The organism is Alicyclobacillus tolerans, from assembly GCF_048984885.1.
Classification (GTDB): Bacteria; Bacillota; Bacilli; order Alicyclobacillales; family Alicyclobacillaceae; genus Alicyclobacillus_I; species Alicyclobacillus_I tolerans.
In genome coordinates this window covers 579987-595362 of sequence record NZ_JBMGNK010000002.1, presented here as the reverse complement: position 1 = coordinate 595362, position 15376 = coordinate 579987, and the positions used below count along the sequence as shown (strand labels likewise).

The window sequence follows — 15376 nt, the reverse complement described above, 5'->3', positions numbered from 1 at the left end:
TCGCTTGATCCAATAGTATCCAATCTCCGTCATTACCTGCACGATCAACTTGTTCATGAGGAAAAGGGCTCAAAATATTCTGGACATCTTTTGCGAATATTCTTTAATGCCTTGTTCACCGCTCCTTGCACGTAGGGCCGTTCATCCTTCAGAAGGATGTCTATGATATCTTTCGCCTCTAGAGCATAATGAGCACCAACTGCTGCATGAAATACCATGGCAACATTCCATCTGACCTGCTCATCGTTTGACAGAACACATCGCCTCAACCAAGCAAGCACTTCATCTGGGTAGTATTTAATGAGTGCACTGCCAATCGCAAATGGACCAAGATTTTCTTTAACGTATGTTGAACGATCAGAGAGAAGCAGTTCCAAGATGTTCAATATCCGATTTGAAAACTGAGGATTTCGACTCTTCCCTGCGTACATCAGTGCCAGAACCACTGCCCTGCGCACATTTTCAGATTCATTTTTTGCCCACGAGTGGATGGAGGGATAGAAATTTTCAAAATGAGTCACGAGAATCGAGCCACAAGCGTCTGCAACCCATTCTCGAACTTCCCAGTTTGGACTGTCTGCTAAGTCCTGCAATACATGCTCTACTTTGCATGGATCCAAATGATAACAGGGGACTAACAATTGCGAACCTATTTCTTCCGCAGTCGAATTTTTACTTTTACACAACTCTATTGCTATTTGAAAGAGGGTGTCAAGTTCGGATTGAAAATATCTTTCAATGGTATAGATAGCAGTACGTTTTACCTGTGCTCTTGCTGTGCCTGCGTGGGTAGTGGATTGGGATTGCAGTGCATGGATCATTCCTCTAACTGACCTTTGAATCAGAGCATCATCGAATTGCTTTTTCCATCCCTCAACGCTGACGTGTCTCATTGAACACCTCCTGGGATTGCAATAAATTCCATTTAGAGAAATTATTCCACACTATCTATGTTAGTAGTATCAATTTCTTCCGTCTATTACGAAGAAGTTTTGATACTCATGTAACCGTCAAATCAATGTCCCCCTTCTCCTTAATTTTTCCAAATTCATCAATTTTGCGTAAAATGAAGTTGTTCGCTGGCACGAGAGGGAAAGCCGGCTTTTGACCCGAATTCACCCGTGCTGTAGGGAACAAATTATTTTGCTGGGGAGGGATTTAATTTTGCGAACACATAGAACAGGGACGGCGGGTTCAGAGAGATAGTGGATTGTCTCCCTTGTACTAAACTTTCAACTTTGTTCAACCACCCAGGGACGTAAAATGTACTTTAATATGGAATATGCATTGTAGTCTCCCGCTTGGATATTCCCGTATGATAGCAGACGATCTGATGCACTCCTTATATGCTTTTTTAAGTTTCTCAAAGATACCTAACAAGGAATTACGCTTATCCTCAAATTGGTCGAACTTATCCTTTATGTCCTTATCCTGCGTTCCAAATGAATACTGCACTAATGCTTGGAAAATTTTGTGATACACGATATTTTCGGAAAACACGCCGAAGTAAAATGATGTACATGATATACGCGTATATACTGCATTATCTGGAATCTTGACCACTGCGATGAGATCACACTTTCCCTGGACATTTCCCTAGTGACTCTTTTGATTGACAAAAGATAAAATGATCATCAGGATTCCACACGTGTAGATGGTCAGCACGGTATCCGCGTAGCCACAATACTCCGTTCATTCGTCTAAGGTAAAATCCCTTTGGAAAGTCAACGTCTTCAGTCAGTATATCGGAAGCTATGGTGATAGACCCGTATGGAGCTTGATTTGTCTGTAAAGGATGCCCCAAAGAACCTTCAGGCTGGTCGAGATACACCAGTCGTAAGTGAGGTCCCAACTCAAGCGGACATAATTGCAAACCAAGATCGTTCGCTCTTTTAAAGATTTGATCAATAGTAGCTCCATCAGGAAAGCCAAGGTCAGCAACGGTTAGCTCAATAGTCTGCAAGATGTACGTGGTATCAGAGGTCGTAAATCTATCGTCGGCAAATAGTCTCTCTGCAGATTCATTCATTAAGACGGATTGCTGTCTTAATTTGTGTATAAGCTCGGATTTTGTAAGTCCGCCAACCTCCACTATTCTCACTATTACCGGGCAATCAGGATACGTTTTCTCATTTCCAACGCGCATATGAGTTACTCCTCAGTAAAACAACCCGTTATTTATGCAAGACTACCATAAGAAGCGTTAATTCGTTTTCTTCAACTTTTGTGGTTCTTCCAATGCCATTCCAACGCTCGTTGTTCAATCTCCTTGACCAATGTTTCCTTGCCTTGGATGTATGAATCAATGTTATGGCTGTCACGTACCACTGGCATGATGTCGATGATTGGTTTGGCATCTAAACCTGGAACCGCTGTGCTTCCAATGTGATGAATGGCGATCAATTGCCTTCCAAAGATGCGGCGCAGTTTTTCCGCTTCTTCTTCGTACATCTGAACCCATTGCTCGTTGTAGGGCGTTACCTCGACTCGTCTCATCACACATCCCCTAAACCCATTTAGTCATTACGCCTGACCCACTGCCGCTTTCATGATTTCATTCGCGACAACCACTTCTGTCCCTGCCAGACCCACGGAACAAAACAGGGTTATATCATCTTGACCCTTTCTCGCAGGAATTTTCCCTGTAACAACGTCACTTAGCTGTATGATCCGTTCTTCATCGGGTGTCCCGACCAGAAAATGTGGTGTTGGATAGGCTTTGAGTTGCTCCAGAGAATCGGTCGCAATCACCGAACTACGTACTCCCAATTCCATTGGAACCTCATGTCGCTTGACTGATTTGGGACCAACGGTATTGATATGTACTCCTGGTTCAAGCCATTCCGCATCGAAAACTGGCGTACCGCTATTGGTGGCGCAAATGACGATATCGGCTCCCTGTAGGCAACTTTTCGGGGAATCAACGGCTATAACCTCGACATCCAGCTTCTTTATCATTTCAGTCGCAAATATGTCTCTGTTTTCTGGATTGCGACTGAAGACTCGAACCTGCTTAACATCCCTGACAGTAACAGCCGCCTCCAACTGTGTCCGCGCCTGCATGCCTGTACCAATCACCGCAACGTGTTCGGCATCCGTTCGAGCCATGGCTTTGATTGCGACTCCACCGATTGCCCCAGTACGAACAGCACCAAGCAGATTCCCAATCACGATGCCCTTAAACACCCCTGTATCTGAATCAAACACGCACACCAATTGCTGATGCCCAGCCAAATCGTTCGCGTAGGTATCGTACACGCGGAACCCGATGACCTTTTCCACGGCAGTTGCGGCACCCCAGTAAACACCAAGTTCCCCTTTTCCGTTTCCAGCCGAAATCGAGGAGGCGCAACAAGTGTTCCGTTTGCCTGCTCCTCATAGGTGCGTTCAATTGCGCTCACAATCAACTTCATTGAGACAAGTTTCTCAACGTCCTGGTCTGTAAGGACATGATACAAGCGAAGTCACCCCTTCAGACGCGAAAGTACCTTTCACAATTCGTGTCCCTTCTATTGTCTCAAGCTATCCCCTGCTCTTCTAACACTCTATCTTTTTGGGATAATCCTCCACTAAACTAATGTCCTCCACCGAGCAGTTGTGCTCCCGCGCCATCGCTCTAACTTTCCCTTCAATTTGACGGTACTCCTTGCCTTGCTCCACCATGCGCTTGAAGGTCGTCGAAAGAGCCTTAGCCCTCTCATCCTTATCCCCGATCTTCAGATATCGAATGTTGAGTAGATCCAGATACTGCGATATGTATACGTCCAACCATGGATAATCTTTGTGCATCAGGTTGATGATCCGTTTGAAAGAAGTTTCTGTGACCACTTCCTTCACACAACCCATCACCAAGGACTGAAACAATCTGGCGGTCGCAACATTTGCATCCCATTGAATGCGCTTGTCCATTAGAGGGAGAAAGGAGCGGTTCTTGCCTGTTTTTTGGCGTAAAGGCGGATAAAGTCGTTCAGGGCAATTGTGACGAACAGGACTTCGGGGTAATAAACCTGGCATCAATAGTACAAGTTCTTCTCTGGCGTAATCATTCCCAGGGATTTCATTGTGTCCTCGTCCATGCCGTTCGGAACGAACTTGATTTCCCGATCTCCTTGGAATGCGTGTCGAATATCATACATGACTCCAAGAACGCTGAGTCGAGCACCTTCGTAGTCGCCGTATTCCCCTTCATCGCCGATAATGGTGAGCAAAGACATGTACAGGGTGTCCAAATCTCGGTAATCGCCCGATATCGAGAGTCCAGCGATGTTCAGTGTATTGGTGATGGTTAGCATGAGTGTTCACCTGCGTTCGGGTTGATAGGATTAGCATAAGTATAGCGGAAAAGGTAGGGATATAGGTTGGAAGGAGCACGCCAATGCATTGGCGATGTTGATGGCGTAGTTAATTCGCAGGTTATGCTTGTCGCTATGTTTTAAACCTGATAGAGAATTATCCGCCCCTGACCTGTCCAGTCATTATTCGCCCTACAGTCTCCAACCCTTAACATAATCTGCTACAATTATCCTCAAACCTATGATTTTGACTGAGGAGATGAGGAACTGCCTCATGATGCGAGTCCCCTACGACCATCGCCTGGAACCGATTGACGAACAACTGGCGAAGCTGATAGCGGAACGGCTTCGGATCAGCCAAGGTACGAACGGCTATCCAACAAAAGAACAGTTTGACCGCTGGTGTGAAGAATACCATGTTGATCGACACGTCATTGCATCGGTTTTCGCCGCGATGAACAATCCGCGGCGCCCACCACGGCTTCCTGTATCACCGCAAAACTTGGTCAGTATCGTTCCTGTAATGAAGAAGGTCAACGTGAATAGAGTGAACTATCAACTCACTCGGATGGAGCAATACGCCGATTTCAGTCTTGTTTACGTGGAAATCTACACGGATGAGGATGCGGAAACTGCAGAATTGAACATCCAGCTTATTTTAGACGTTGAGCCGAATGAAGGACGACATATCCAATTTCACCGCTCACAGGGTCATACCAACCAACGTTCCTTGGTCTACATGGTCAGCCCAAAACTACCCGACGACCTCAACACGTTCTTATTCCGACTTGTTCCAAATCCCATTCCTCACCATCCGCGTCCACCAGAGAAGGTTCTGGATCAAAGCGTCACATTCGATTGAGATACACGTTACTTTCGCATTGCAACGTACACTAAGACCCATTTTATCGGACAGGCATCTTTGCATGTTTTGCAATACGTTAACAGGTCTAATCTATTTGTGAACCAGGTGAGAAATATGGAGTGGAAAGCGTGGACTGGCTGGTATCAATTAACTGGAGAGAAAGTAGAAGTGAATACGGTAATCGAAAAGATTAAGTCTCTCTCCGCGATTGACGCCCTCAGAATTCTTAGTATTATGGACGTTGTGATGGAACTTGCGGAAGACGACGTTGGAGACATGGAATTAAGGTTCCTGTACCTTTTGAAAGATGGCAAACTGCTCAATCCGCAAATCGTCAACGATATAAGAAAGAGAAGCACTGCCCTCTTTCATCCCCAGGCACGATATGCGTTGACCCAGATGGTATTCAAGTACGCCATACTTGACATGGACCTTCCGCATGAAATACCGAGTTTCGAAATGTGGGAAAACATAGTCACTCTCGTCTTACAATTATCTGATTTAATTCGTGCTAAGAACAGCGACATTGATGGACTGAAATCGTATCTGATACAGTCAATGGGGCTTCATACAGAGGAAAACTGGTCGTCAGAGTTACTTCGGAGTTACGAGCAGTATGTTCTTGTAGCACCAACAGTAGATCAAGATTTGAACAACGGAAAAGGTATTATCCTTGACGAAATCGCTCAAAGAGCTTTTCACACTAATTTGCGCGAACTGTTCGCAAATGAATTTGCGTTACTAACTTACCTGAAGAATCAGTACGACTCCAGGCAAAGCTATGATTCGGTACCAACGACAGCATACATCGGTTCCGCTTTGTTGGATCAGAACCCAACTCTACATAGATTGTTAAATCACGTATCATTTTCATTTGAACAATTCAAGGAGCGAATGCAATCCTATTCCTTCCAACAGTTGCTCTGGCCAACTCGTTACTTCAAACAAGCTCCCTTTCTTAACATGCAAAATCATGTATATATGCCTCTCGGCTTGAGATATTTCATTGGCAGAATGGGTGGTGGGATGTATTACTCACTCATTGACAATGTAGAAGAACACCAAAAACGCCAGTTTCAGAGCTATGTAGGTCGAATATTTGAGACTTGGGCGGTTTCAGAACTACGTAAAGTTTATGTGGATGAACAGCGAATTGAATTTTTTGATCGTATTGTGGAGAAGAAACAGAAGCGGAAACTCCCCGAAGCAATAAGTTTCTATCCCGAAGGAAACATCGTATGGGAATGCAAAACGAAGAGGTTAACAGTTTCGGTTTTTGAGGAGGGTGATCTCGATAATTATAACCACGACATTCTTGAAGGAATCGGTAAGGGGATAAAACAAACCTACGATGTAAGCAGGCAAATACTTGAAAACGAACTCTTACCAGACAAATTTATCAACAATAAGTGTCTGCCCGTGATTGTAACCATGGAGCCATACCCCATGTATGGGATTCTAAAACAAGAGATTTTACAAATTCACCAACAAATCCGTCCCCAGAATGCGATGAATCCAGTTGTGTTAAGTAGCTTTGATTTCAGTTTGTTGTGTGATTATGCCGCGTCACGAAACTTAAATATTTGGCAAACGCTGAATACATGGATCAAATACGATGCCTCGACTGGTTATTCAGTGTCTCTACATGAGTTTTTGATTACGCAGTTTGGAAGACCAATTCTGAAACAAAAACACGAATCGATGATCAGCCAATTACTACATGATGCCAAGACCCTATATGGCTTTTCGAATCCATGAACATCACTCAAATACCCAGCGCGGAAGAAACCTTTTCTAAGCTCGATTAAGGTTACCCATTTATAACAAGCGGGAACTGTGGCAGAACACTCCTCAACACTCCCCTCTCCCACATCTCCCCAGTCGAGCTACTCCAGAACGCTACTGTTGCTATCGCTCCATCTATTTGAGGTTAATGCTGTCCAATTACTGACGCACACCGTGTCCGCTCAACTCACACCCAACGCCTTAAACACCGCATCCGTTGGATCTGAGTAAAAGATCGGCTGAATCTTGATGAGCAAATCCGATGGAACAGTTTGCAGATCCACGACCGACACCGCAGGAATTAGTACCTTCTTGGCTCCTGCATCGACGCATACTTGCAACACATTGGCAAACTCCTCGACCTTCGAAATCGTGCCACCTACTGTCATGTTGCCAAGGACAACCAAGCTCTCCTGCACGGATCGCTCCAAAGCCCCAGAACACAAGCCCACTAATTCTGCGATTGCCAATTCGCTGGTCAGCCCGATCCCCTGCAGGTCACTGATATGCATCAGGTAATCCTTGGTCTTGGTGCTTATCGTGCCGCTGATACTCTTGGCATTTGCGGTGAAGTATCGGAAAGCCGTATCAAGGCTCTCCCTCGCCCCTCGATGGGAAGCCACCCCAGACTTCTCGAATTTACCCGTTCCCGACACAACCTGGTTTTCCAGCTTATACACGCCAATCATGCCAGAATCCCCATGTCCAACCGTATAAACATGACCTGGCTTACCCATTCCCTCTGGAATGAGCTTCCCGCCACCTTGTTCGGGCACGGAGACATACTCTTCATTCAGTGTCTCTCGGTCGATGTAGGAGAAATGAACATCATAGAACTCCATGCCTCCAATTTTCTTTAGCTGTTCCTTAACCCTCCTGCGCCCCTCCAGCGCATATTGGAGGATTTCCTCCACATCTTCTCTGGTGTATTCGCCATTTGGATACAAGAGCTTAATCAGTCCAGATACCGTTTTACGAACAGCAATTACGTCGCGCTGGTTCAGGTTGTTACCGAGTTTGAAGTAACGGTCAATCGCGTCAGCAAATGAACGCTTCCGCATTTCCCTAAAATACTCTGCCATGTAATCCACAATGAATCCGTACTGATTGGTAAAGAACTCGGGACGCATCTTCGGGACTTCCCAACCAGGGAGATAATAGTGCATCCGATCAAAGAATGCTGTATCGTTCGCCATGGCATCAGGAAACGGCGCAAACAGGTGTGAGGTCTTGATGAGAGAATCTAAGCTCTGATTGATGTTCCCCACAAACACCATGGAGGCAGATGCCGCCTTCTCCTCTTTACCTCTCGCAAACGACCCTGATGCCATATAATCCTTCATGATTTGGATGCCATCTTTGTCCTTGAACTGGATGCCTGCGACTTCATCAAACGCGACGACGTCCCACAACCCGACCAGTCCAACCTTCTTGGTTGACATGTTGTAGAAGAGATTTGCAACGGTGGTTTGACCACCAGACACGAGAATGGAGTTGGGCGATAGCTCTTTGTAAACGTGGGATTTCCCCGTTCCTCTTGGTCCCAGTTCGCAGAGATTGTAGTTGTTTTCAACCAACGGAACCAGACGAAGCAGAAGATGCCACTTCACCCTTTCCTCCAAATGGGTCGGCTCCATTCCTGTCGAGCGAATCAACACATCGATCCATTCCTCTTTGGTGAAGCTCTTCCGCCCTTCAAAAATCTCGTTCAAGTCCATATTCGGCATCTGAATGGGTTGTAGGCTACTGATGCTAAAGGGGTTTATGTTGCGGATGTCTTCGTCAAAGTAGTATTCCATCTTCAACATGCACCAGATACCGCCCGCCAACAGCTTGTCGTACTCTTTGACGTAGTTGGGCGAAATGGGGACGTCTTTAAGACCCAGGTTTGAGAACTCTGCTTCGTAGGTATCAATTTTGGGGTTCAGGGTCACGGTTACTTTGTCGATGATGGAGTATTGTCCGATCTCGCGAATTCTTGACTTGATCTTTTCCGCCTCATCGGGTCTGACGAAGTTCTCTGCAAGGATCTTCTTAACGCGATCCACGCCTTCGCGAATGCTCTCCTCATCATTTGTCGCCGCGTACATGCCAAGCAGATATTCCAATACATAGACGGGCACATTGGCTCCCTGCTTGATCATGCTGGTGAGGTCTTTCCGAACAACTCGCCCCGCAAAGACCGTGTTCAGTTTGTGATCTAAGTCTAAAGAGCGTTCTTCACTTCGCTCCATGATGCCCGCCCTCCTTAAAAGTCGAAGTCACTGACAATGCCGAGGTTGATCGTAAACGGAATCTGTTCCACGACAACATTGGTCTCGGTATCCTTGATAACGAGATAGTAGTTTTTAGTTTTGTTATACGGCATCTGTTTCAACGCGAACTGTACCTTAAACGTCCGTTCCTCTGGCTTATCGGTTGTTCGGTCACATATCAGTGTCTCCTCATTGCTGATGACTGCTTCGTTTTCATCCACCATGTAAATCTTTACGGTGCGTGGAACCCTCTTGTCCTCAACCTTTTCCGTTTGAAAGAACGTCAGATTAAATAAGCTGTTGGTTATCTTCCTGGTGGTGTTCGTCAGCTTCACGTCTACCTTCACGATTTCTCGACTGTTCTTCTGCCCACTTCGAATATTTTTGAACTGAATCAGGGGCACCACGATTTCCTGTAAACTGGCTCCCCCATGCACGAAGTTGGCTCCAGCTCCCTGCATTTTAAAACGAATCGTTGCTTTGGGGACATAGGTCGTCATGTGATGCTCATTGACAATGAACGAGTCCATCTTGATATCAAGCAGACCGCTTCTTTCGCCTGAATCCTTCGCCAGCGAGTACCTCCGCTTTGTCTCGATTGCCTCGATGCCTTCCTTTTCGATCTTATCGCTTTCTTCGAGCGGATCGCGCTGATACACGAATCCGTGGTCAGCAGTGACGAAGATGTTTGTGGCACTGAGATCGTCTCGAATGATCTTGATGATGCCATAGATTTCGTCAATCGCATCCTCTGCCGCTTTGAACGTGTTAATCTCCGTCGAAGCTTTGTCTCCCGTTGCATCAATACTGTCGTGATATATGTAAATGAGTTTTTTCCCTTTGAAAAACTCCCTCCGCCCCGCCTTATTCATGGACAGCAGATCACGGAAATGGACAGCAACACTATCCGCCACAGCCCCATGTAGGATGTCGTTCCGATTGTCGAGACCACTGGAGGGTTTCCCATCAACCAGCACCTTGCCACTGAGGTCAATCTCAAGCGTTTTATGTGGGAGCAATGAAGCCATCCCCAGCTTGGTGACTGACGGGATGACACCTAATAAGGGTTGGATATCGCAAGCCCCTATCGTCTCAGTATTGAGCTTCTCCGCCAATTCCACTGCGACCTCATAGCGAAACGCATCGGAAATCACGACAAATACCCGATCACCCTGTCGAATCTTCGGTCCAACAAAGTTTCGGTAGAAGTCTTTCTGATTCTGCACGCCTGGAAGCGACCAGTTTTCTTTCATCTCTGCATCCACAGCAGATGACCAATGAACACTTAGTTCCCCCATAAACCAGTTGGTATAGAGGTTTTCGACCATCATACGTAGCTTTTTCAAAATCTCGCTGTCTGGCTCATTGTCATAGGCAACGTAGAACTTTCGGTAGTACGTGTCCATTAGGTAATAATCACTCACGTAAGCTCGAAACATATTAAGTGCCTGTACCTGCGGAATTCCAGGGCTATGCTGTTTGTGGAACTCAAACATCTTGACGGTGTAAAACAGAGCCTCATAGATGAAACGGTATCGCTCGTAAAAGTGCTTGGTTCGCCGCAGATTGATGAGCTTAATGTATCTCGCAAAGTCCTCAAGATGTTCATCTAAACTATTAGCGATATATGCAATGATTGCTCTGTCAAAATACTGAAAGATATCCGCCGTCTTAAAGTCCTGAATGTCCAACTGACTCACAATATCAGCGAGGTTGATTTCCCGCTCCGCAATACCTGCGAGGTCGTCATACGCGGCATAATCCGTCTTGTGGTTCATCCAATGGTCGATGAACACCATCGCATTCGACCTGTTCCTCGTTGCGATGTAGTGTTTCACCTGCGAAAGATGGCTCTCATCAATCGCGTGACTGAGTGCCGATACGGTCAAGTGAATGAACAATGTCTTTAGCGATGGGCTACTTTGTTCATATCCATAACGGTCATACACATATCTCCAGAACACCGAGAGGTCAAAGAATTTCTCGAACTGTTCCAGGTATTTGTTATCACTGTCGTCCAGGCTATCCATCAGGACAGCCTTTAGAACATCCTCGAAATCAGGGGACTTCAAGGCACAGATCGCGCTCATCATGCCCAGTTCCAGGGCTTCCTCTGAAGTAATGGGTATATCAAATGCTTTCAATCGTCGCGTTCGCTCTTTGCTTCCGAAGAACTTCTCGTACTTCTTGACTACATTTCGCAGACTGGAGTCAATTTTACAATCATCCATCAGCAACGAGATCCTGTCTGCGTGAAACGCTTGAGAGTATAAGTACGTATCCATGAGCCAGTTGTCCTTATGGTTCATGTCCAGATTTGAGTAGATCAGATAGTGAGACGTTGTGTCCTCTTCTTCAAGCATGTATTTCGTATAAAAGCCATTGGTATCAGTCAATATGTGAATTTTGGCGTTGACCAGGGAAAGCTCATTGATGTCCTCAACGAACTCTTGATCCTTATCCAACCAAAAGATAATTTTGCGTTGTTCCCCATCCTGCAAAGGTTGCTGGAAGGCTGTATTCAGCGTGCTTACGATATCATCCAAATTCAAGTTAAACACCCTTTTCCCAAACTGCATACGTTGAGGGATACGCCAAACAACTGGCATATCCCCATTCTGCCCAGATATTAGCCTCGTTTTGCAAGCAAGCCTTCGAACTTGGCGTAGTTCACATCCACACCATCATCCAGGTCGATTTCAATCTGCATGTCCGACATATGATGCAGAAGTTCCTCGTACTCCTTCAGTTCCGCTATCTTCAACTCCAGCGTCTTCAATTCCTTTTTCGCGGCACTAATCTCCCTTGCCGTCCCGCCGCCCTCAATAACGCTGAGGAGGGACTTCTTCTCTGCATCGTACCGCATCTGAAGCTCATGCAAGTAATCCGTCCTGATTCTGGATAAAGTAGTCTTATCATATCTGTGCATGTAGATCAGGCAGTTAAATGCCTTCTGCTTTCCAGAAGTGAACAGCCAGTAAATTGGCTTCTTTTTATATGTCTGGAGGTGCTCCTTAAAGAAATCGTTCAGGAAATACCTACGAATTGCTTCCCTCGGAGTCTCGCTGTCCTTCCTTCCAAGCGAATCAGCGATAAACTCCAGGTTCTTCGTCAGGGTTTCTTCACCAAAGGTCACTTTTACAAACTCGACGAATCTGGATACGATATCATCCTCAAAATAAGCATCCGAAATAATAGGAAGGATGTTGTCACTGTCAGCCGCAAACGTCTTATACCGTTCTGGATCGAAGGTGCCACCAGCGAACACAAGACCTTCTTGATCCAAGGAGTAACGTCCAAACATACACCCTACAGCATAGGAAATGAAAGACTTAATGTCTCTCTCTTTATCCGAACGTTTTATCGTGATATCTTCATCATTTACATGGGGCGATAACTCACCATCCAAATCGTAGATGTGTATAAATATCTTGTTTAATTCTTCCTCGTTGCTTCTCAAGGCATAAAAACGCCGCTTGCAAACACCGTCCCACTCTTCAAATGCTTCTTGAACAGTTTTAGAGTTATTTTGAACCAACAATGGGTGTCTCTTAAAACCCCATGAGACCTCAAAAGAATCCCAATCACTTCTACTAATGTTGATATTCTCATTTACAATTGGGATTATGAGGTCTGCACATCCAAAAATTTTATCTCTAAAAAAAGGAATCCTATGTATATCACCATTTGTAAAGCTCATCGTTGGATTATATACCTTCAACACTTCCAATGAGAATTTTGAACAAAGAAGACCCAGAACCAACTTGGTTAGTATTGAATCATGAGTGAATGCAGACCTTCCAGTGTCATCAAAAGCGAACCCTTGCTCTTTATATCGTACAGCGAACTTTCCAGTACTTATTTTTGTCCACGTCAATCCCTCTCTAAAATAGTACTCGGTATTCCTGGGTGCAGACTTCAACCGTCCGTCTTCACCTCTATATCCTCTTATTTCTTCTCCGTCATTTCTCCAGTTAACCACTATTTCATTGTTTCCATACCATTTTCTATATTCCCCACCGCTATTACAAGGAAACCACTTATGTTTCCCGCTTTTTGTTTCATGCACACTATTGTATCCAAAACCTATGCCCTCTAAGTTGACCTCAAACCATTCTCTTTGAAAACGTGAGTTGTCCCCAGTGGACATGCCTGACTTCAATTCCACAAAATCTCCAAGTGGTTTGTTTTGAGCAATTACATTTATTAGCTTGTCTCCTATCCAATAGGCAACTGGGCTTCCTGCAAGTCTTGTGTACACATTTACGGTGGAGGAGAAAAAGAAGTCTTTCTGACGATTCTTTATAACAGCTAACGCCATCTGTCGTTTTTCATCTGGATCATTCAAGTCGACCAATCTGATGTACGGAGCTTTGAAGTTTTCTATGAAACAATTTCTTAGTACAAAGGCTGTCGATTGAACCACCTCGCCACCAGTTTCATCGAAAGCCTTTGCGCCCAAATGCAACATGGAGACAATCGTCATATTGCTTATGATTTTCCTTCTAAGATCTTCAAAAGTCGATGTGAACATCCATGAATGTTGATTGATCATGGCCAGAAAACCAAACGGCTTAAGATACATCGAAACTTCCATGAATGCAGTGCATGTATCCGTTCCCGAAATCGGGTATTTCTCTCTCATAAAATTGGAAAGTTCCGCATTCATAGATTTGTTGCCCATGTATGGCGGATTCATTATGACAACATCAAATTGATGAATCATTATTTTACTCTGCTTCAATAAGTCAGGTAGGAGTTTTGACACTCTTATTTGCACCTGGTTTTCAAACAGGTCATTCGCTGGGGTATTTTGAAGCATTTTTAACCTTTCCTCCAGAAAATCCAGATCACAATCTACCTCGTGTATATTAATAAGTGAACCGAATATCTTGGCGTCCCGAAATTGCTCTATGAATGCCTTAACTCTGGCAAAATTCACACCCGAATCTTCTCCTGCAATGCAGGCAACATCTTCGTCACTTAAACAATTGGTCTGTTGAATTGATGCCAAATTCAGAGCCAAACCTTTCCTCAGTATTTCGCGAAGGAAACGACCATTGTATTGCAATGCTTTCATTACTACTGAGAAACACGCAAGTTGATAAGCCCGATCATCAATGTCTAATCCGTACAGGTTATTTTCGATAATCAAACGCGGAATCTCTCTTTCCATATACCCGCATTTCCTATAAATCTCGAATAAAACCTCAAAAGCATATACAAGAATATGTCCGCTTCCCATTGCGGGATCGAAGCACTTAATATCTTCTACCTTTAACTCTCTATTTAGCCACGAAGTGTTCTTATCTTCAAATTTAGCCTCCGAATTTGAATCCTCAATGTAAAACTCCCAGCCGTCTGCCAAATCCGCATGTTCGGGGTGTGACTCAACCCAGTAGCGACCTAATGAGTTTTGAACCAAATAACGCACGATCCAGTCAGGAGTGAACAACTGGGTCGCAAATGGAATTTCCTCGGTCTTATACTTCTTCTTTGCTTTAAATACTCGTGCCTTTTCCTCAGAAATATAGAATTGATATAACCATCCGATGATCTCTATAGTTTTCCAGTCCGATTCAGGAATCGTCTTCACGTCGGTCATTGCGCGCAGAAAAGACTCTTTTGCAAGCAATCCCTCTGGGAAAAGAATCTCCTTGTAGTCCTCAATAGTCTCAAACATGAACGGAAGGTACTTGTTCAAGTCATTACACTGCTTGATAACCATGTATTTGAAAAGCTCTTCCGTGTTATTGTTGAGCTTCAAGTCGTACACCAGTTCTTTGTCAATATCAAGTTCGACTGACAGTGCCTCTTTGATGATGTCTGGTTCAGGATTTCCTGGTTCAGAAGAAGACAATACCCGTACCTTTGTGGGGAGGTAGTTGTTGACCTCCATAAAGCGCAGGGCAATGAAGCGGTTGAACCAGGTATAGGCAACCTCCTCAATGACATTCTTAAACCCAATTTCACGAATCCGCTGAATAAGCTTGTCCCGTTGCTTTTTTTCGGTCAGGGATAGCTGTTTGCCGTCTATGTAAATGGTATCAGAGCTTTCAAGCTGTGCTTTCTTGATGCCCTCCTCCGTAATGCCAATCTTCAATGCCCTGGCTTCAACTTTTTTGAGCAGTTCTTTTCTCGCACTGGTTGCGAAGTTCTTCAAAGCCGTTTTATTCATA

10 protein-coding genes and 1 pseudogene are annotated in these 15376 nt (G+C 44.8%); 2 read left to right on the top strand and 9 right to left on the bottom strand.

The features are described from left to right. Window positions 1–53 precede the first annotated feature (53 nt). The 6 genes and pseudogenes from ACOJUR_RS03125 to ACOJUR_RS03100 form a co-directional block, all read right to left on the bottom strand. The gene (locus tag ACOJUR_RS03125) at window positions 54–893 is read right to left on the bottom strand and encodes a DNA alkylation repair protein (protein WP_420949219.1); all 840 of its coding nucleotides are present in this window, start codon (window positions 891–893) and stop codon (window positions 54–56) included. 680 nt (window positions 894–1573) lie between these two features. Beyond that, on the bottom strand, window positions 1574–2146 hold the full coding sequence (locus ACOJUR_RS03120) for a helicase (protein WP_420949218.1): 573 nt from the start codon (window positions 2144–2146) through the stop codon (window positions 1574–1576). 71 nt (window positions 2147–2217) lie between these two features. Further along, window positions 2218–2496 carry a GrpB family protein gene (locus ACOJUR_RS03115; RefSeq protein ID WP_420949217.1) on the bottom strand — a complete coding sequence of 93 codons (279 nt, stop codon included), beginning with the start codon at window positions 2494–2496 and terminating at the stop codon, window positions 2218–2220. 27 nt (window positions 2497–2523) lie between these two features. Then, window positions 2524–3282 (bottom strand): ornithine cyclodeaminase family protein, encoded by a 759-nt coding sequence (locus ACOJUR_RS03110; RefSeq protein ID WP_420949216.1) that lies wholly within the window; start codon window positions 3280–3282, stop codon window positions 2524–2526. A 255-nt stretch (window positions 3283–3537) separates the two neighbouring features. Then, window positions 3538–3909 carry a DUF6904 family protein gene (locus ACOJUR_RS03105; RefSeq protein WP_420949215.1) on the bottom strand — a complete coding sequence of 124 codons (372 nt, stop codon included), beginning with the start codon at window positions 3907–3909 and terminating at the stop codon, window positions 3538–3540. Next, a pseudogene (locus tag ACOJUR_RS03100) lies at window positions 3909–4292 on the bottom strand (DUF6904 family protein). The gene ACOJUR_RS03105 and the pseudogene ACOJUR_RS03100 overlap by 1 nt, the downstream one beginning before the upstream one ends. Before the next feature lie 274 nt (window positions 4293–4566). Here ACOJUR_RS03100 and ACOJUR_RS03095 point away from each other — a divergent pair. Both ACOJUR_RS03095 and ACOJUR_RS03090 read left to right on the top strand, forming a co-directional pair. Continuing rightward, window positions 4567–5154: a chorismate mutase family protein gene (locus ACOJUR_RS03095; RefSeq protein WP_420949214.1), complete on the top strand. Its 588-nt coding sequence runs from the start codon at window positions 4567–4569 to the stop codon at window positions 5152–5154. A gap of 117 nt (window positions 5155–5271) precedes the next feature. Continuing rightward, window positions 5272–6915, top strand: coding sequence for a hypothetical protein (locus tag ACOJUR_RS03090; RefSeq protein WP_420949213.1), 1644 nt, complete (start codon window positions 5272–5274; stop codon window positions 6913–6915). A 209-nt stretch (window positions 6916–7124) separates the two neighbouring features. Here the strand turns inward: ACOJUR_RS03090 and brxL are convergent, their stop codons facing one another. The 3 genes from brxL to pglX form a co-directional block, all read right to left on the bottom strand. After that, the gene (gene brxL, locus ACOJUR_RS03085; RefSeq protein ID WP_420949212.1) at window positions 7125–9176 is read right to left on the bottom strand and encodes a protease Lon-related BREX system protein BrxL; all 2052 of its coding nucleotides are present in this window, start codon (window positions 9174–9176) and stop codon (window positions 7125–7127) included. Window positions 9177–9190: 14 nt separating this feature from the next. Further along, window positions 9191–11758 (bottom strand): BREX-1 system phosphatase PglZ type A, encoded by a 2568-nt coding sequence (gene pglZ / locus ACOJUR_RS03080; RefSeq protein ID WP_420950492.1) that lies wholly within the window; start codon window positions 11756–11758, stop codon window positions 9191–9193. Window positions 11759–11826: 68 nt separating this feature from the next. After that, the gene (gene pglX, locus ACOJUR_RS03075) at window positions 11827–15375 is read right to left on the bottom strand and encodes a BREX-1 system adenine-specific DNA-methyltransferase PglX (protein WP_420949211.1); all 3549 of its coding nucleotides are present in this window, start codon (window positions 15373–15375) and stop codon (window positions 11827–11829) included. Window position 15376 lies beyond the last annotated feature (1 nt).